Consider the following 13,599-nt stretch of genomic DNA (forward strand, 5'->3'; position numbering starts at 1 on the left):
CCTCAAGGATGCCGTCGTAGAGGGCAAAATCAACGCCAACCCCTGCGACCGCATGGACAGGCCCAAAGCGAATAGTAAAGAACGTGAATCATTCACCCGCGATGAGGTCAAAGCAATTATCACCACCGCCCAGGGGGATGGGCACATGCTGTACGCACGGTGGCTCATGGCCCTACTTTTGGGCGCTAGGCAGTCGGAATGTTTAGGCCTTGAATGGGAGCGCGTAGACCTCGATGCTGGGTTGCTGGATTTATCATGGCAGGTTCAGCGCATCCCGTGGATGCACGGCGAGAATTGCGGATGCCCGCCGCAGGTTAAGGGGGCACGGTGCCCGATAAAGCGGCCCGCTGCACCATCTGGTTATGAGCATCGTCCGTGCTACATGGGCAAGTGGTTTGTGCGCCCTAAGACTAAATCGTCTCAGCGTCTTCTACCGATACCAGCACCATTACTAGCGGAGCTTATGGTGTTACATGAGCGTTCCACGGGTGAGGGGCTAGTCTTCCATGACGACCGGTTTAGGCCTATCGACAATTCGGATGATGACCTCGCATGGGCAAATCTGTGTGAACGGGCCGGTGTGCGCCCCCTGGTGTTGCATAGCGCCCGGCACACGATGGTTTCCTTGTTGCTGGATGCCGGGGTGGATGCTGAAACGATTAGGCAGATTGCGGGCCATTCCACGGTGCTTTCTACGCGTGGCTATATGCATGTTTCTACGGATGCGGCGAGGGCTGCGTTAGACCGTTTGGGGGAGTGATTGGGGGATAGTTAGCGTGGTGGTTGCGTGTAGTCCATTTGGGGTGAGGTGGGCTACTGTGACGCGCCATGTTTGTTCGAACGTGTGGTTCGAATTGTTGCCGTAATCGGCCCATGATTGGGTGGCGTTGCGGGCCTGTATGGGGGTTAGATGCGATGCGGGTATCACGTCTTTTGTTTGGGGGATGATTAGCAGGTCATAGTTATTGTTCGTGCTGCTCCCTGCTGTGTTTTTGTGCATAGTTTCCTGCCTTTAGGTCACTGACAAGCTGTTGTATGAGTTTAGCTTGTGCGGTGGACAAACCGCTTAAATCGATGGTTGAAAGACTACCACTATTCGAACGCGTGTACGAAAGTTCCGGCCATTTATCATACGGAACCCCCAACTCAACCAAAAGTGTCTCCGCATCCAAATCCAACACCGCCGCAACCTTAATCACGGAATGCGGATCAAGCACCAGGGGCGAGCCGTCATAGCGGCACCCGCGTTCCAGCTCAACCACCCATTTACGATTGCGCCCAACCACCTCAGCCAAATCATTTTGAGTTAGGCCTTGGTCCTTGCGGGCTGCCTTTATCTTTTCGCCAATTGCTTCACTACCCATAGTGGGAATGATACGGGCAACCGCTGATTTTGCACTAATTCCAAGCATGAAATTACGCGCTATGTTGTGTCATGGTGTTGCATGGTGTAACATCATGGGTGTGCGAACGACGCACCAACCCCAACCAAAGGAAACACAATGCCCGAAAAACGCTACATGTCAGTCACAACAATGGCTGAAACCTACGACCTATCCAAGAACTTCATACGAGGACACATCAAAGCGGGAAACCTCACCGCCATCAGTATCTCAGCCAACCCGGCGAAACCCATCTACCGCATCACGCGACAAGATGCAGATGACTTCATGCAGTACCTCGCAAGTGAAGCAGAGCGAGCAGAACACAAACTACTCACGGCATAAGAAATCCGGCCACACAAAGCGCGGGAACTGCCATTCCCATAAATGCACCGGGGCCGGAAAAGTGTCCCCAACCAAGGAAACACACATGAATAATACCACATACGCACAACCTAGGGCGACAATCATCCCTGGCAGCAGCGAACACGCAAAGGTAGTCACCGGCTCCAAAGTTGCCACCATCCTAGGAATCAGCCCCTACAAAACCACCGTAGAGCTCTGGCACCAAATGCGCGGCGAAGCCGAAGCTGAAGAAGCCACCACCGCAATGATGCGCGGCACCATCCAGGAATCCGGCATTCTCGCATGGTTCTTTCAGGTGCTTCGTCCAGACATTGAGCAGGTAAGCGGCGAAACCACTATCACTAGGCCTGATTTGCCATGGGCCGCTGCGAACCCTGACGCTGTAGGCGTTGAAGACGGCGACACCATCTTTGTAGAAGCCAAAAGCATCGCACGGGCCAAGAACTCCGACGGAATCCACACTGAAGCGGACGAATGGGGAGAGCCAGGAACTGACGAAATCCCCCTCTACTACTACGTGCAAGTCTTGTGGCAAATGCACATGACACACGGGCCGGAGGGGGAGCGCGTCACACGCACCTACGTAGTCAAACACGGCCCATGGGTAGACCAGTATGACGTGTTTCCCATTGACTATGACCCCCACACAGCGCACACGCTGGAGATGAAGGCTAAGGCATTCTTCGACAGTCTCACCCTCCCAGAATGCCCATACCCCATCGATAACCGGGTAGGTATTCACAAGTTCTTTGCCAAACTCCATCCGGATATTGAGCCGGATCTTGAATGGGAGGTAAGCCCCGATGATGCGCTCGACTACCTCACCGCCAAGGCCGAACGAACAGACGCGCAGGCGCGTGAAGACGGGGCCAAGGCCCGCATCCTCAAAGCAATGGGAACCGCCAGGGTAGCTACTTGCAACGGGCACACCATCGGATACCGGCGCGCCACCAAAAAGGGCGTGAGCCTATACCCGCCACAAAAACTGCCAACCATCAACCAAATCACCACCAAGTAAGGAACACACCATGTCTAAGGAAATTGCACGCACCCAAGACCACCTCAACGAGATGATGAACTGGTCTCGCGCCATGAGCCAGGGAAACCTCATGCCACGCCAGTACCAGGGCAACCCCGCAAACCTCATGTTCGCAGCGGAATATGCGGATGCTTTGGGTATCTCCCGCATCCACGTGCTTACCTCCATCGCCGTTATCAACGGCCGCCCCAGCCCATCCGCAGACTTGATGTCTGCCATGGTTCGTCAGCATGGCCACAAGCTCCGCGTCGCCGGCGATGACACCTACGCCGAAGCTGTACTAATCCGCTCCGATGACCCAGATTTTGAGTACACGGCGCGGTGGGATGAATCAAAGGCCCGTAAGGCTGGACTGTGGGGCAACAAGGGGCCATGGTCGCTCTACCCGGGCGCTATGCTGCGTGCCCGCGCCATCTCCGAGGTAGTTCGCATGGGCGCATCTGATGTCATGGCAGGTGGAATCTACACCCCTGAAGAGGTTGGCGCGGTAGTGGATGAATCCGGCCACGTTGTAGAACAGCCTGCACAGCACAAGGCCACCCGCCAGCAGGCGCAGCCGCAGGACAACAGCGCGCAGGCACGCCTAGCAAACATGCTTGATGCAACCCCCGCTAATACGGACGACCCGGAAGTATGGGCAGACCGCATCGCAGAAGCTGGCAGCGAGCAGGAACTTATGGAACTCTACGCAACCGCATCGACTAACCCTGAATGGGAATCCGCAATCAAGGCAATGTTTACCGCCCGTAAGCAGCAAATCCTTTTGGATGCGCAGTATGCGGATGAAGCGGAAGCACTCGATGCTGAATTAGTTGAGGACACCACGGAAGAATCCGCAGCCTAACTATCTATAAGCGGGGAGGGGCATCCGCACACCACACCCCCACAAGCCATATTCACCGGGCCTGCCAGCCCCAAACACACACCCAACCAACATGACTAAACGCAAAAACCCTATCTGTGTACGCCCCGACTGCACCCGCGCCGTCACCCACTCCAAGGACTATGACGGCCTGTGCTTCCACCACGCCAAAGCCGCAGGAATCGCCCACCATCTTGTTCCCTGGCACAAAGTCCACGCAGAACTCGAACGCCTCATCAATGGCGGATGGACCTGCAACGCCATCGAAGAAGACCACCTAGTTTTCAACACCACACTGCGCGACATCAAATTTCACCGCCGTGACCGCTTCAAACACACCACCTACCAGGCGCTAAAAGAAATCCCCACACTCTCCCCATACCGACGGCCCGCGTGGCCACTCCGTCGCCGCGTCAACGCGCTGCGCGCCATCGGAATCACTTTTGCGGAAATCGGGGAAGAAATCGGGGAGAAACCCGAAAGAGTCCAACACCTCTCCTACGACCGTGCCCGGTGGGCGCCCATCTGCCTCGACGAAAAGATACGTGCCTACTACACCCAGCACGCCAACGACCCCGTACGCGAAATAGACGGCAAAACCAAGAAACTCAACCTAGCCCGCCCCTACGACTGGGACAACATCGACAACCCACATGAGCACGCCCGGGCATCCATCCGCACCAGCGGCGATGCAAACAAACGCCAACCAGTCACACCCGAATTACTCAGCAAACTAGATGTCCTCGTAGCCCACTACGGCACCAATAAAGCCGCATCCGCCATCGGGATAAACGCCAAAACAATCACCCGAATCAGGCAAGGCAAGAGCCAGTGCACCAACGAAAAAACCGCCCGCCGCATCGAAAACGGCTACGACAAACTCCACATTCGCGGTGGACAAGCAGCCTAGGAGGCCACCATGCAACTCATGATTGATATTGACCCGCGTGATGCGGCCTACATGGCAGAAATCGCCATACACCGGGGCTGGCACGTGGCCGCGCAGAAAGCTATGACGCAGCTCGCCGCGACGGGGGAGCCATTCACCGCGCACGATTTCAGGGAGCTATTAGGGGATGCGAAGCCGCACCACCCGAACACGATTGGCAGCTTCTTCCGGCACGCCCGCAAAGACGGCCTCATCAAGCCCACAGGCCGATTCGTTGAATCGGCTACCCCGTCCCGTCACGCGGCAGCCGTACGCGAATGGGTAGGCACTCAACAAGCAATCCAAGCCGCCTAAACACAAACCACAAACTTGTAATTACGACCGCCGGTTACGCAAGTGACGGACAACGACACCCGGCACGCATCATCACAAAAAGAAAAGCCCCGGCATGTGGAGTGCCAGGGCAACATCACCGCACACAAAATTTAGGAGCCTGTGCAATGACGGCACCAGAATCACACGACAACCACGTTGTCGAAGAAGAACAGCGAATCATAGACCAAGCGCTTGACACCCTCATTGATATTCACCGCGCCGAAGCGGCGGGGGGATACACCGTCGATTATGGCGTGGACTTTCTTTGCCGCCACACCATCCTGAATCACCACGAAGCAATCGTGCGCAAAGCATGGGATGAGTTCTACGCCGTCTACAACCTCGATGGGGAGGCCTAAATCATGAGTTGGTTTAAAGTCGATGATTCATTTTACGACCACCCAAAGTTTCTCGATGTGCCGAACGCTGCCATTGGATTATGGGCTAAAGCGGGTGCCTGGTGTGGCAAACATTTAACCGATGGAGTCATCCCCGCAACCCAAGTGAAACTGTTCAAAGGAACGAATTCGCAAATAAATGCGCTCATTTCGGCACGCATTTGGATCGAAGATCGATCCGAAAACGGTGCGAAAGTGTATCGCTTTCATGATTGGAATGACTACCAACCCACACGCGAACAGAAGCTAAAAGAGCGTGAAGAATCAGCCGAAAGGCAACGCAAATCACGCGAGCGAAAACGCGCTGAACAGGCACAACGTGAAAATGTCACGCGTGACTCACACGTGACACCATCCCGTGACTCACACGAATGTCACACAAGGGTGTCACAGCGCCCCGACCCGACCCGACCCGACCCGACCCGTACTTCTAAAGAAGTACCTAGTAGTAGAGACACCACCGCCAAGGCGGATGGTGCCAACAAACCCGCCAAGAAAAACCACCCCATCCCCGAAGACTGGATGCCCAAACAATCCACAATCGACAAAATGCGCACCGAACGCCCAGACCTCAACCTCGAAGCCGAACACCAGAACTTCATGGACTACTGGCAATCCATCACCGGGGCCAAAGCACGCAAAGCCGACTGGGACAAAACCTGGCTCGTCTGGATGCGCAAACAACACCAGAACGCCCCAAGGCAAAAAGCCCCAACCAACACCACAGAAGCGTGGCTAGGAACCACCAACCAGCCACCCATCATCGACGCAGAACCCCAAAAGGAAATCGCATGGTAGACATCCACATCACCGCCGAAATCCTCAAACTCGGCAAAAAACTAGCCCCCGACCGATTCCCCAAACCAGACCCAGAAATCGCCCAAGCATGGGCCTGTGCACTCAACCGCGAATACCCAACCCGCCTATGGGCCGAAGCGGTCTACCTCTGGGCCACCCAACGCGTCGAAGACAAAATGTGCACACCCCGCGACATCCTCAACGCAGCATCAGACACCGTACGCCGCTGGGAATCCAACCCCACCGACAAACAAGAACTCGAAACATTCAGAGCACATCGCATGCACGCGAAATACCAACAAATGCTAGGAGACGCATACACACCACAATCAGTCCCCGGCGCGCCACCCCAACAAAAAGAACTCACCACACAAGGCCCAGACTTCCAAGCCCTCAAGCAACGCCTAGCCAAAGCACGAAAGTAAATCCAATGACCATCAGCCGCGTCCGCAAAGTCCGCAACACCACCCAAATCAAACCCCAAATCTGGGCCGAACCCGGCTACCGCGAACTCACATCCCTAGCCCAATGGCTCTACCTCACCATCCACTCCCACCCACAAATCACATGGGCAGGCACACTCGACTGGCACCCCGGCAGACTCGCAGCCATGGCCATCGACACCACAGCCGACGACATCCGCCACGCAGTCAAAGAACTCGCCACCCACAACTGGGTAACCCTCGACGAAGAAACCGATGAAATCTACCTAAACGGCTACCAAACCGGAGACAGCCACATGCGCATCCCCAACCTCGCCCGCGCCGTCGCCGTCGCCTACGCAGACATCCACAGCCGCACAATCCGCAATACAATCCGCCAAGAACTCCACCAACTCCACCAAGCCGAACCCTACTCAAGCGGCCTAGGACTCCAAGAAATCCAAGACATACTCACAAACAAGCCATAAACACCCGCCAAAACCGCGCAAAAACAGCCCACCAGCCGCCCAACACGCACACAGTGGGGTAAGTGGGCCTAGAACATTTTTCAAGCGCTTAAATCGCCATATAACACGCCACCAGGGAACACCACCCCACAAAGTTGCACATTGCTGTTACATCATGTAACCTAAACACCGAACCAACAACGGGACTGCCATCCCACCCCAACCACCAAGGAAACCACATGCAACACACCAAAGACTGGCTATTCGGACTCATCGCCGGGGCCGTCCTCTTCACCGGAATCATCCTCTGCCCCGAACCACCAGCCCACACACAACCAACAGCCATCACCCCGCAGGTGCACGCCCGATGACCACAAGCGAACAGGTCATCCGCGAATTCGCGCAACACTACATCGCAAACCCACAAATCATCCGCAGCACCAGGGGCACCAACATGACCGCAATCAACCTGGGCATGTACCACCTCGAAATCAGCAACAGTGATGACAACCCAGCCATCTTCTGCGACGTGTACCACCACTACGACCACCTGGGCAGCTTCGCAGAAAAGAACATCAACCTACTGCACGCCAAAGTTGGCGGCGCCCTCGCCACGCATTACCACGCATCATGAGCAAAGGAAACAGCATGATTATCACTAAACCCAAGGTCACACTACTAGCCCACACGATGATTAATCGTGAAGCAATCGCCGAACATATGGACATCCAGGGTGGTAGCACCGACGCTGAAACCCTGACTACTTTCGCTGGCCGTGCCTGCTATCAGTCTTTCCACCGCCCCAACAAAAAGACTTTCCACGACCGGGATTATTTGCAGCGAACCCTATTCGAACAGGGGCACATGTCGATCGCCGAGCACGCCACCGCCACCCTGTATTTTGAGGGTGTATCCCGTGCGCTCACGCATGAGCTAATCCGCCACCGCCACCTAAGCTACTCGCAACTATCCCAACGATTCGTAGACGAGAAAGACGCGGCTATCGTCATCCCGCCCGCAATCCGCGACCTACCCGGCATCCCATACGCCCACACCGGCATCTTCGACTACACAACCCTGGATGAGGTAGCGCACGACGTCTTAGAGACCGTAGCGGAATCGGCAAGCGAAACCTACACCGCCCTAGTGGACTTTCTCACCAATCAAGGACTACCGCGTAAGCAAGCCCGCGAAGCGGCACGCGCCGTCCTCCCCAACATGACAGAAACCCGCATCGTAGTAACCGGCAACCTCCGCGCCTGGCATGAAGTCATTGAGCGCCGCACACAGCCAGACGCGGATGCCGAAATTCAAGAAGTCATGAACATGGCCCGCGAACAGCTCGCCACCATCGCCCCGGCACTCTTCGGAGACAGCAATGCCTAGCATCACCATCACATTCGACGACGACGGCGCAAACATCAACCTAAGCGACCTCGACCAAGTAGACCAAGACCACCTACTAGACGCGCTCGCAGGCAGTGTGCACGCCATCCTCGACACCGCGTTTGCCCCCGAACAGATAGACCGGGCACGCGCAGCATTCTTCCAACGCTTCACCATGACATTCAAGGAAATCAACTAATGGCTATTGACATCATCACCATCACCGGCGGTCTGCCTCGTGACGCGGAACTACGATTCACCAAGAGCGGTAAGGCCGTCACTAGCTTCACCCTCGCCAACTCGGATAACAAGTTCGACCAGGAACAGAACCAGTGGGTGAAGACTCGCAGCATGTACCTCGACGTCACCATCTGGGATGAATCAACCGAACGCAAACAGAACCCCGTGCAGTGGGCACGTCTAGCATCTGAGCTTAAGCAAGGCGACCAGGTAGCTGTCAAGGGCAAGCTGACTACCCGCACGTGGGAGACTGACGGTGGGGAGAAGCGCTCCAAGATGGAATTCCTCGCGACCAGCTTCTACCGCATGCCGACTACACAGGGCGCGCCGAATGGCCAGCAAGCCCAGCAGAACATCACACAAGGCCTAGGGGCACAGGCCGCAGGTGACCCGTGGAACGGTGCACCACAAGGCGGATTCAGTGGTGCGGATGCTAATCCACCATTCTAGGCAGGTGATAGTGTGCGAATCCCAGAAACCAAGCCCCGCCGCCGCAACAAGTACGAATCATTCATGAACGAGCTTGTCGCCATCGCCGATACCGTGCCGCAGGATGAAGCATGGTTGCCATGGCCGGGTCAGAAGAAGCTTAAGCCGCGTACCCGAAATGAGTACTGCAACCGGCTAAATAATGATGAAATGTTCGGCCTAGGGTTCGAGGGGTCGGTGCGTAATGGCTGGTTGTATGCGCGTTATGTGGGGTAGTGTTGCGTCAACTTGCATCATGCAACAACACCATGTAACATTAGGTGTGTTCCAAGGGGCTGCCACCCCACACCAACCAACCAAAGGAAACACCATGAACGCATACACCTGCTACCAAGGCCAACTCGCAGAAGCCCGCATGGAGCCCCGCGAGGAACAGAACTACCTCATCGAAGTAGTCCTCTGGGATGAGGAGGGCAACGAAACCACCTACGAACTCGTAGTCAGCGCCGTCAGCGAAGAGTTCTTCGACCTTGTAGAGGGACTCAAAACCGGGGCATACGACACCGACATCCCCAACTTTGAGGAACTGCTCAAGACTCATGAGCTGGGCGACCTGCACTTGATTGACGGCCCACTCTAAAACCGACCAGCCCCACAGCCAAGTGGGGCACCACCCAACCATGAACACACTCACCACCATCATCATCACCCTGGCACAACTACTAGCCATGCTCACCCAAGGCACCGCACTACCAGCACAAGAACCCTACTGCGGCCCACACCAACGCTGGCTATACGTGCAGGAAGTCGGAATCTACGCCTGCACCAGCCCCACCTACCGACAGGAGAAGAAAGAAAATGTCTAGCACCATCGAAGTCCCCATCTCACTAATCAAAGCGGGCGACATTGCCGCAATCCGCGACCTGCTACCGCAGGAAAACTTGTTTGGCAGGTGGGCAGAGCACCCCACGCTTGGGCGCGGAATCATCATCAGCGAAAATCCAGACCAAGAGAATTTTGTGAAGTTCGTCAATGGTAAATCGTGGTCGGGCGTAATCCTCGACGATCTCACCCTTGACCCGGTAGAACTCGTCACCGTTGAGGACTTCGAGGGCGCGCCAGAGGGCACAGTCATTTCCGACACGGGAGTAAATGCCTACCAAAAACTCAGCACCGACGCGTGGGAAAGTAGAGATGACTACCTCAGCAATAAAGAGATGGCAGTCAGCGGCCCATGGAAAATCCTCCGATACGGATGGGGAGAATAACCATGACTAAGACCCTCGCAGACATGACCCCAGAGCAGCGCGCCAACTGCGTAGGAATGTGGTGTGAGGTTGCTGGGCAATTAGAGATCCTTGCCGAGCCAGATGGCATGGTGGACTATCACGACACTGCGATTCTACATAGTGTGAAACGCAACGGCGGAGAGTATGTACTGGCTAAAAATGTCACCCCGCGCTTTGACTTGCCCCGCGCCTGGAACCCCGACGGCACACCATCGGCAGGCGACTGGGAGCAAGCATGAGCCGTGTCATCCCCGCCTACGTGCTCCAAGCCAAGCAACGCAAGGCCAGCGCACGGGAGCGCTTCGAGGAAGAAAACCAACGCCTTGAAGCCCACACGCGAGCCACCAAGTGTTGCACGCTTATCACCACTGGCGCGCACCCAGAGCACGACACCCACCTGTGCCTCCGCAAAAAGGGGCACAAGGGCTACCACCAAGACAAAAACACCGGACTCAGCTGGAAATGGGAGGAAGCATGAGCCGTACACCAGAGGAGCAGTACATCACAGCTCTCCAACAGGAAAACAAACGCCTCCGCACAGAGCTAGCGAGTCTGCAACGGGACGCCCGCTACGCAGCCCAATTCCACGCAGACCAGCTAACCGTCCCGCAGGTCTTCAAAGCCTTGGACACAACAATCACCACAATCCTCGAAGGACAGCAATGACCGAAGACGACTACTGGGAATTACGGCGTGACATGCGTAAAGACGACGCAATCATGCATACCCCACAACCAGGAAAACCCATCACCCTCAGCCCTGATGACCACCACATGATTGTCAGCGCTATGCGCTACGCGCAGGGCCGCAACAACTATGTCGTCCGCCGCACCACGCGCTTCGTCATCGACCACTGGGACGACCTCAGCGAGAACACCCGCTACATCCTCACCCGTGATGCGGGCCTAGACCTCCACATGCGCCAAGAAGAAACCCCTGACCAGGCCGCCCACTACCGCCGCACCAACCCCGACTGGGAGGCATACCTCGACCACCTCCAAAAGGAGCAGAAATGAGTGCACTTGCACTAATCATCGCGGTGGTTGCCTCCGCTGGCTGGGCAGCTGTACTTGGGACGCTGATATACGGACTCGTTACTGGACACCGATACATCGAAGGAATGTTTATCGCGCTAGTAATCACCACGCTTATAGCTGCCGCCGCGCTGACAGGCGCAGTCGCACTACTCGGATACGAATGGGGATAGCACCAATGACTAACCTCACCACCAGCAACCTAAAACGCCTTCTGGCTGAGGCCAGCCCCGGCCCGTGGGAGGCGCTAGCCACGTACGACGATGGAGCGCCGCGCCCGGATACGACACGCGAAATGAGGGCTGCTGGCAAATACCTAGGGATTATGCATACCCCGAACGCTGACCTCGCAGCCGCCGCCCCAGACCTCGCACAAGAAGTCATACGGCTACGAGAAGAGCTTATCGGCTGGGCTAACAACGAAGCCCAAGCACACAACACCCTAGTGAAGCAAGCGCAAGCGGCAGGCAGCGCAGGAATCATCACCACCCACAAGACCATCTATAACCGAATCTTGGAAATCCTAGGAGACCACGATGACCAACTATGACCGTGCCCTCGCGGTACTCGAAGCAGCCCAATACGCAAAGGAGCAAGCATGACTATTCAAGGATTCCGCATAACCAACAAGGGCCGCGCAGCCCTGATAGCGATGCGGGAAAACAATAAGCAGGATGAAGAAGTCCCGGCTCACTACCGCATAGCAGATGCACTCGCTGAGGCGGGCCTACTCGCGCCAGACCTGCCGGAGCCGAACGACCCAGGCATTTTCGTACCAGACGGCAAAGGATGGATACCTGGAGGGTCACACGGGCCTAGCGTGTGGACAGCACCAGGCAGCCCAATCATGGTGCAGCGGATTGAACCCGGCGACCTTACCTCTGACGAAGCACGAAAACTAGCCTACGCACTACTCGCAGCCGCCGACTACGCGGAGGAACAAGAATGATAGAATTCAAGAAGCCGATTAACTGGAATGCTGTACCGGATAAAAAAGATGCCGAAATCTGGGATAGGCTCACCGGCAACTTCTGGCTACCGGAAAAGATCCCAGTGTCTAATGACCTCCCCAAATGGGGACTCATGAATGCGGAGGAGCAGTGGGCGACGATGCGCGTATTCGCAGGCCTCACCGCGCTTGATACTTTGCAGGGCGCGGTGGGGGCTATCTCCCTCATGCCGGATGCCGTGACCCCACACGAGGAAGCCGTACTGTGTAACATTGCTTTCATGGAAGCGGTGCACGCGAAGTCCTACTCAAACATTTTCATGACGCTATCCAGCACGCCGGAGATTAACCGGGCTTTCCGCTGGGCTGAGGAATCCGAAACACTGCGATACAAGAGTACCCGCGTGCGCGAGTTCTACGAGGGGGATAACTCGCTCATGCGTAAGGCAGCATCCACGCTTCTAGAGTCTTTCCTGTTCTACTCCGGCTTCTACCTCCCGCTGCGCTTCGCCAGCCGCGGTTATCTCACAAACACCGCGGACGTCATCCGTCTAATCATCCGCGATGAGGCAGTACACGGCTACTACATCGGCTACAAGTACCAGCAAGCCGTGAAGCAGCTCAACCCGGCGCAGCAGCAGGGACTAAAAGACTCTGTGTTTGACCTAGTGTTCGACCTGTACGACAACGAAATCACCTACACCGAAAAGATTTACGACGCCCTGGGCTGGACTGAGGACGTTAAACGCTTCCTCCGCTACAACGCCAACAAAGCCCTAAACAACCTGGGCTACGAGGGATTATTCCCGTCGGATGAGTGCCGTGTAGACCCGGCGATTCTTTCCTCACTAGCGCCTGATGCTAACGAGACGCATGATTTCTTTTCTGGCTCCGGCTCTTCCTATGTCATTGGTAAGGCTGAGGAGACCCAGGATGATGATTGGGATTTCTAGTTTGTGATTGTGTGGCCCTGTGCTTTTGCATGGGGTCTTTTTTGTTGCATTGATTTGCTACATGTAACACCATGATGTAACATTAGGGGTGTCAGAGAGTCCTGCCAGACTCACCCAACCACCGAAAAGGAAACACCCATGAAACGTTACGCACCAACCATCCTCAACCAAACCGAGGACTTCACCAAACACCAACTCCAAATGATGCTGTGCACCATCATGCCCATCATCGAAGCTCACACCGACGAAACCACGGCACAGGCAATCCTCGACCACGCTATCCGTGTTGAGAATGAGCACCAGGCGGTGGCCTAAATGAC

Annotated in this window: 29 protein-coding genes; 28 read left to right on the forward strand and 1 reads right to left on the reverse strand. The window is 55.9% G+C overall.

Annotated features, from left to right (window positions below; all coding sequences use genetic code 11):
* The coding region (locus HMPREF0308_RS05575; protein WP_005529551.1) for a tyrosine-type recombinase/integrase at positions 1–760 on the forward strand (760 nt) is incomplete at its 5' end.
* Between the two features lie 202 nt (positions 761–962).
* Here HMPREF0308_RS05575 and HMPREF0308_RS05580 read toward each other — a convergent pair.
* Positions 963–1,364 carry a helix-turn-helix transcriptional regulator gene (locus tag HMPREF0308_RS05580; RefSeq protein WP_141276701.1) on the reverse strand — a complete coding sequence of 134 codons (402 nt, stop codon included), beginning with the start codon at positions 1,362–1,364 and terminating at the stop codon, positions 963–965.
* A gap of 138 nt (positions 1,365–1,502) precedes the next feature.
* On the opposite strand from HMPREF0308_RS05580, the gene HMPREF0308_RS05585 reads away from it, so the two are divergent.
* The 27 genes from HMPREF0308_RS05585 to HMPREF0308_RS13635 all read left to right on the forward strand — a co-directional run bounded on the left by HMPREF0308_RS05585 (position 1,503) and on the right by HMPREF0308_RS13635 (position 13,594).
* Entirely contained in the window at positions 1,503–1,727 is a 225-nt protein-coding gene (locus HMPREF0308_RS05585; protein ID WP_005529554.1) for a hypothetical protein, read from the forward strand.
* 85 nt (positions 1,728–1,812) lie between these two features.
* Positions 1,813–2,766 carry a lambda-exonuclease family protein gene (locus HMPREF0308_RS05590; protein WP_005529556.1) on the forward strand — a complete coding sequence of 318 codons (954 nt, stop codon included), beginning with the start codon at positions 1,813–1,815 and terminating at the stop codon, positions 2,764–2,766.
* Positions 2,767–2,776: 10 nt separating this feature from the next.
* Positions 2,777–3,631, forward strand: a complete 855-nt coding sequence (locus HMPREF0308_RS05595) for a hypothetical protein (protein ID WP_005529558.1) — start codon at positions 2,777–2,779, stop codon at positions 3,629–3,631.
* 91 nt (positions 3,632–3,722) lie between these two features.
* Entirely contained in the window at positions 3,723–4,559 is an 837-nt protein-coding gene (locus tag HMPREF0308_RS05600) for a hypothetical protein (RefSeq protein ID WP_005529560.1), read from the forward strand.
* A gap of 9 nt (positions 4,560–4,568) precedes the next feature.
* A complete protein-coding gene (locus HMPREF0308_RS05605; RefSeq protein WP_005529562.1) occupies positions 4,569–4,892 on the forward strand; it encodes a hypothetical protein in 324 nt (107 codons plus the stop codon).
* A 146-nt stretch (positions 4,893–5,038) separates the two neighbouring features.
* Positions 5,039–5,272, forward strand: a complete 234-nt coding sequence (locus HMPREF0308_RS05610; protein ID WP_005529563.1) for a hypothetical protein — start codon at positions 5,039–5,041, stop codon at positions 5,270–5,272.
* Between the two features lie 3 nt (positions 5,273–5,275).
* Positions 5,276–6,109: a hypothetical protein gene (locus tag HMPREF0308_RS13630; protein ID WP_005529565.1), complete on the forward strand. Its 834-nt coding sequence runs from the start codon at positions 5,276–5,278 to the stop codon at positions 6,107–6,109.
* Positions 6,103–6,534 carry a hypothetical protein gene (locus HMPREF0308_RS05620; RefSeq protein ID WP_005529567.1) on the forward strand — a complete coding sequence of 144 codons (432 nt, stop codon included), beginning with the start codon at positions 6,103–6,105 and terminating at the stop codon, positions 6,532–6,534. Before HMPREF0308_RS13630 ends, HMPREF0308_RS05620 begins: the two co-directional genes overlap by 7 nt.
* Positions 6,535–6,539: 5 nt before the next feature.
* On the forward strand, positions 6,540–7,019 hold the full coding sequence (locus tag HMPREF0308_RS05625; protein ID WP_005529569.1) for a hypothetical protein: 480 nt from the start codon (positions 6,540–6,542) through the stop codon (positions 7,017–7,019).
* 218 nt (positions 7,020–7,237) lie between these two features.
* Positions 7,238–7,369 carry a hypothetical protein gene (locus HMPREF0308_RS14345; RefSeq protein WP_005529571.1) on the forward strand — a complete coding sequence of 44 codons (132 nt, stop codon included), beginning with the start codon at positions 7,238–7,240 and terminating at the stop codon, positions 7,367–7,369.
* Positions 7,366–7,632 (forward strand): hypothetical protein, encoded by a 267-nt coding sequence (locus HMPREF0308_RS05630; protein ID WP_005529573.1) that lies wholly within the window; start codon positions 7,366–7,368, stop codon positions 7,630–7,632. The genes HMPREF0308_RS14345 and HMPREF0308_RS05630 overlap by 4 nt, the downstream gene beginning before the upstream one ends.
* 14 nt (positions 7,633–7,646) lie before the next feature.
* Complete coding sequence (gene thyX, locus HMPREF0308_RS05635) at positions 7,647–8,384, forward strand: FAD-dependent thymidylate synthase (protein ID WP_034657054.1); 738 nt, start codon at positions 7,647–7,649, stop codon at positions 8,382–8,384.
* Entirely contained in the window at positions 8,377–8,583 is a 207-nt protein-coding gene (locus HMPREF0308_RS05640; RefSeq protein ID WP_005529576.1) for a hypothetical protein, read from the forward strand. Before thyX ends, HMPREF0308_RS05640 begins: the two co-directional genes overlap by 8 nt.
* Positions 8,583–9,074, forward strand: coding sequence for a single-stranded DNA-binding protein (gene ssb / locus HMPREF0308_RS05645; protein ID WP_005529577.1), 492 nt, complete (start codon positions 8,583–8,585; stop codon positions 9,072–9,074). Before HMPREF0308_RS05640 ends, ssb begins: the two co-directional genes overlap by 1 nt.
* Positions 9,075–9,086: 12 nt before the next feature.
* The gene (locus tag HMPREF0308_RS05650) at positions 9,087–9,329 is read left to right on the forward strand and encodes a hypothetical protein (protein ID WP_050765417.1); all 243 of its coding nucleotides are present in this window, start codon (positions 9,087–9,089) and stop codon (positions 9,327–9,329) included.
* A gap of 94 nt (positions 9,330–9,423) precedes the next feature.
* Positions 9,424–9,693: a hypothetical protein gene (locus HMPREF0308_RS05655; RefSeq protein WP_005529582.1), complete on the forward strand. Its 270-nt coding sequence runs from the start codon at positions 9,424–9,426 to the stop codon at positions 9,691–9,693.
* Positions 9,694–9,733: 40 nt separating this feature from the next.
* Positions 9,734–9,919, forward strand: a complete 186-nt coding sequence (locus HMPREF0308_RS05660) for a hypothetical protein (protein ID WP_005529583.1) — start codon at positions 9,734–9,736, stop codon at positions 9,917–9,919.
* Positions 9,912–10,322: a hypothetical protein gene (locus HMPREF0308_RS05665; RefSeq protein WP_005529585.1), complete on the forward strand. Its 411-nt coding sequence runs from the start codon at positions 9,912–9,914 to the stop codon at positions 10,320–10,322. Before HMPREF0308_RS05660 ends, HMPREF0308_RS05665 begins: the two co-directional genes overlap by 8 nt.
* A gap of 2 nt (positions 10,323–10,324) precedes the next feature.
* Positions 10,325–10,582 carry a hypothetical protein gene (locus HMPREF0308_RS05670; protein WP_034657057.1) on the forward strand — a complete coding sequence of 86 codons (258 nt, stop codon included), beginning with the start codon at positions 10,325–10,327 and terminating at the stop codon, positions 10,580–10,582.
* Complete coding sequence (locus HMPREF0308_RS05675; protein WP_005529589.1) at positions 10,579–10,821, forward strand: hypothetical protein; 243 nt, start codon at positions 10,579–10,581, stop codon at positions 10,819–10,821. The genes HMPREF0308_RS05670 and HMPREF0308_RS05675 overlap by 4 nt, the downstream gene beginning before the upstream one ends.
* Positions 10,818–11,009 carry a hypothetical protein gene (locus HMPREF0308_RS05680; protein ID WP_005529590.1) on the forward strand — a complete coding sequence of 64 codons (192 nt, stop codon included), beginning with the start codon at positions 10,818–10,820 and terminating at the stop codon, positions 11,007–11,009. Before HMPREF0308_RS05675 ends, HMPREF0308_RS05680 begins: the two co-directional genes overlap by 4 nt.
* Complete coding sequence (locus HMPREF0308_RS05685; RefSeq protein ID WP_005529592.1) at positions 11,006–11,359, forward strand: hypothetical protein; 354 nt, start codon at positions 11,006–11,008, stop codon at positions 11,357–11,359. Before HMPREF0308_RS05680 ends, HMPREF0308_RS05685 begins: the two co-directional genes overlap by 4 nt.
* A complete protein-coding gene (locus HMPREF0308_RS05690) occupies positions 11,356–11,550 on the forward strand; it encodes a hypothetical protein (protein ID WP_005529594.1) in 195 nt (64 codons plus the stop codon). The genes HMPREF0308_RS05685 and HMPREF0308_RS05690 overlap by 4 nt, the downstream gene beginning before the upstream one ends.
* A 5-nt stretch (positions 11,551–11,555) precedes the next feature.
* A complete protein-coding gene (locus HMPREF0308_RS05695) occupies positions 11,556–11,927 on the forward strand; it encodes a hypothetical protein (protein ID WP_034657059.1) in 372 nt (123 codons plus the stop codon).
* 48 nt (positions 11,928–11,975) lie between these two features.
* Positions 11,976–12,326 carry a hypothetical protein gene (locus HMPREF0308_RS05700; RefSeq protein ID WP_005529598.1) on the forward strand — a complete coding sequence of 117 codons (351 nt, stop codon included), beginning with the start codon at positions 11,976–11,978 and terminating at the stop codon, positions 12,324–12,326.
* Positions 12,323–13,279 carry a class 1b ribonucleoside-diphosphate reductase subunit beta gene (gene nrdF, locus HMPREF0308_RS05705; protein WP_005529599.1) on the forward strand — a complete coding sequence of 319 codons (957 nt, stop codon included), beginning with the start codon at positions 12,323–12,325 and terminating at the stop codon, positions 13,277–13,279. The genes HMPREF0308_RS05700 and nrdF overlap by 4 nt, the downstream gene beginning before the upstream one ends.
* A 138-nt stretch (positions 13,280–13,417) precedes the next feature.
* Complete coding sequence (locus HMPREF0308_RS13635) at positions 13,418–13,594, forward strand: hypothetical protein (RefSeq protein ID WP_005529601.1); 177 nt, start codon at positions 13,418–13,420, stop codon at positions 13,592–13,594.
* Positions 13,595–13,599 lie beyond the last annotated feature (5 nt).

Origin of the sequence: Corynebacterium striatum ATCC 6940 (assembly GCF_000159135.1) — a bacterium.
GTDB classification, from domain to species: domain Bacteria; phylum Actinomycetota; class Actinomycetes; order Mycobacteriales; family Mycobacteriaceae; genus Corynebacterium; species Corynebacterium striatum.

What these genes read in the sequence shown, in the direction of transcription:
- HMPREF0308_RS05580 (WP_141276701.1), bottom strand. Translation starts at nt 1,364, where the DNA reads ATGGGTAGTGAAGCAATTGGCGAAAAGATAAAGGCAGCCCGCAAGGAC.
- HMPREF0308_RS05585 (WP_005529554.1), top strand. Translation starts at nt 1,503, where the DNA reads ATGCCCGAAAAACGCTACATGTCAGTCACAACAATGGCTGAAACCTAC.
- HMPREF0308_RS05590 (WP_005529556.1), top strand. Translation starts at nt 1,813, where the DNA reads ATGAATAATACCACATACGCACAACCTAGGGCGACAATCATCCCTGGC.
- HMPREF0308_RS05595 (WP_005529558.1), top strand. Translation starts at nt 2,777, where the DNA reads ATGTCTAAGGAAATTGCACGCACCCAAGACCACCTCAACGAGATGATG.
- HMPREF0308_RS05600 (WP_005529560.1), top strand. Translation starts at nt 3,723, where the DNA reads ATGACTAAACGCAAAAACCCTATCTGTGTACGCCCCGACTGCACCCGC.
- HMPREF0308_RS05605 (WP_005529562.1), top strand. Translation starts at nt 4,569, where the DNA reads ATGCAACTCATGATTGATATTGACCCGCGTGATGCGGCCTACATGGCA.
- HMPREF0308_RS05610 (WP_005529563.1), top strand. Translation starts at nt 5,039, where the DNA reads ATGACGGCACCAGAATCACACGACAACCACGTTGTCGAAGAAGAACAG.
- HMPREF0308_RS13630 (WP_005529565.1), top strand. Translation starts at nt 5,276, where the DNA reads ATGAGTTGGTTTAAAGTCGATGATTCATTTTACGACCACCCAAAGTTT.
- HMPREF0308_RS05620 (WP_005529567.1), top strand. Translation starts at nt 6,103, where the DNA reads ATGGTAGACATCCACATCACCGCCGAAATCCTCAAACTCGGCAAAAAA.
- HMPREF0308_RS05625 (WP_005529569.1), top strand. Translation starts at nt 6,540, where the DNA reads ATGACCATCAGCCGCGTCCGCAAAGTCCGCAACACCACCCAAATCAAA.
- HMPREF0308_RS14345 (WP_005529571.1), top strand. Translation starts at nt 7,238, where the DNA reads ATGCAACACACCAAAGACTGGCTATTCGGACTCATCGCCGGGGCCGTC.
- HMPREF0308_RS05630 (WP_005529573.1), top strand. Translation starts at nt 7,366, where the DNA reads ATGACCACAAGCGAACAGGTCATCCGCGAATTCGCGCAACACTACATC.
- thyX (WP_034657054.1), top strand. Translation starts at nt 7,647, where the DNA reads ATGATTATCACTAAACCCAAGGTCACACTACTAGCCCACACGATGATT.
- HMPREF0308_RS05640 (WP_005529576.1), top strand. Translation starts at nt 8,377, where the DNA reads ATGCCTAGCATCACCATCACATTCGACGACGACGGCGCAAACATCAAC.
- ssb (WP_005529577.1), top strand. Translation starts at nt 8,583, where the DNA reads ATGGCTATTGACATCATCACCATCACCGGCGGTCTGCCTCGTGACGCG.
- HMPREF0308_RS05655 (WP_005529582.1), top strand. Translation starts at nt 9,424, where the DNA reads ATGAACGCATACACCTGCTACCAAGGCCAACTCGCAGAAGCCCGCATG.
- HMPREF0308_RS05660 (WP_005529583.1), top strand. Translation starts at nt 9,734, where the DNA reads ATGAACACACTCACCACCATCATCATCACCCTGGCACAACTACTAGCC.
- HMPREF0308_RS05665 (WP_005529585.1), top strand. Translation starts at nt 9,912, where the DNA reads ATGTCTAGCACCATCGAAGTCCCCATCTCACTAATCAAAGCGGGCGAC.
- HMPREF0308_RS05670 (WP_034657057.1), top strand. Translation starts at nt 10,325, where the DNA reads ATGACTAAGACCCTCGCAGACATGACCCCAGAGCAGCGCGCCAACTGC.
- HMPREF0308_RS05675 (WP_005529589.1), top strand. Translation starts at nt 10,579, where the DNA reads ATGAGCCGTGTCATCCCCGCCTACGTGCTCCAAGCCAAGCAACGCAAG.
- HMPREF0308_RS05680 (WP_005529590.1), top strand. Translation starts at nt 10,818, where the DNA reads ATGAGCCGTACACCAGAGGAGCAGTACATCACAGCTCTCCAACAGGAA.
- HMPREF0308_RS05685 (WP_005529592.1), top strand. Translation starts at nt 11,006, where the DNA reads ATGACCGAAGACGACTACTGGGAATTACGGCGTGACATGCGTAAAGAC.
- HMPREF0308_RS05690 (WP_005529594.1), top strand. Translation starts at nt 11,356, where the DNA reads ATGAGTGCACTTGCACTAATCATCGCGGTGGTTGCCTCCGCTGGCTGG.
- HMPREF0308_RS05695 (WP_034657059.1), top strand. Translation starts at nt 11,556, where the DNA reads ATGACTAACCTCACCACCAGCAACCTAAAACGCCTTCTGGCTGAGGCC.
- HMPREF0308_RS05700 (WP_005529598.1), top strand. Translation starts at nt 11,976, where the DNA reads ATGACTATTCAAGGATTCCGCATAACCAACAAGGGCCGCGCAGCCCTG.
- nrdF (WP_005529599.1), top strand. Translation starts at nt 12,323, where the DNA reads ATGATAGAATTCAAGAAGCCGATTAACTGGAATGCTGTACCGGATAAA.
- HMPREF0308_RS13635 (WP_005529601.1), top strand. Translation starts at nt 13,418, where the DNA reads ATGAAACGTTACGCACCAACCATCCTCAACCAAACCGAGGACTTCACC.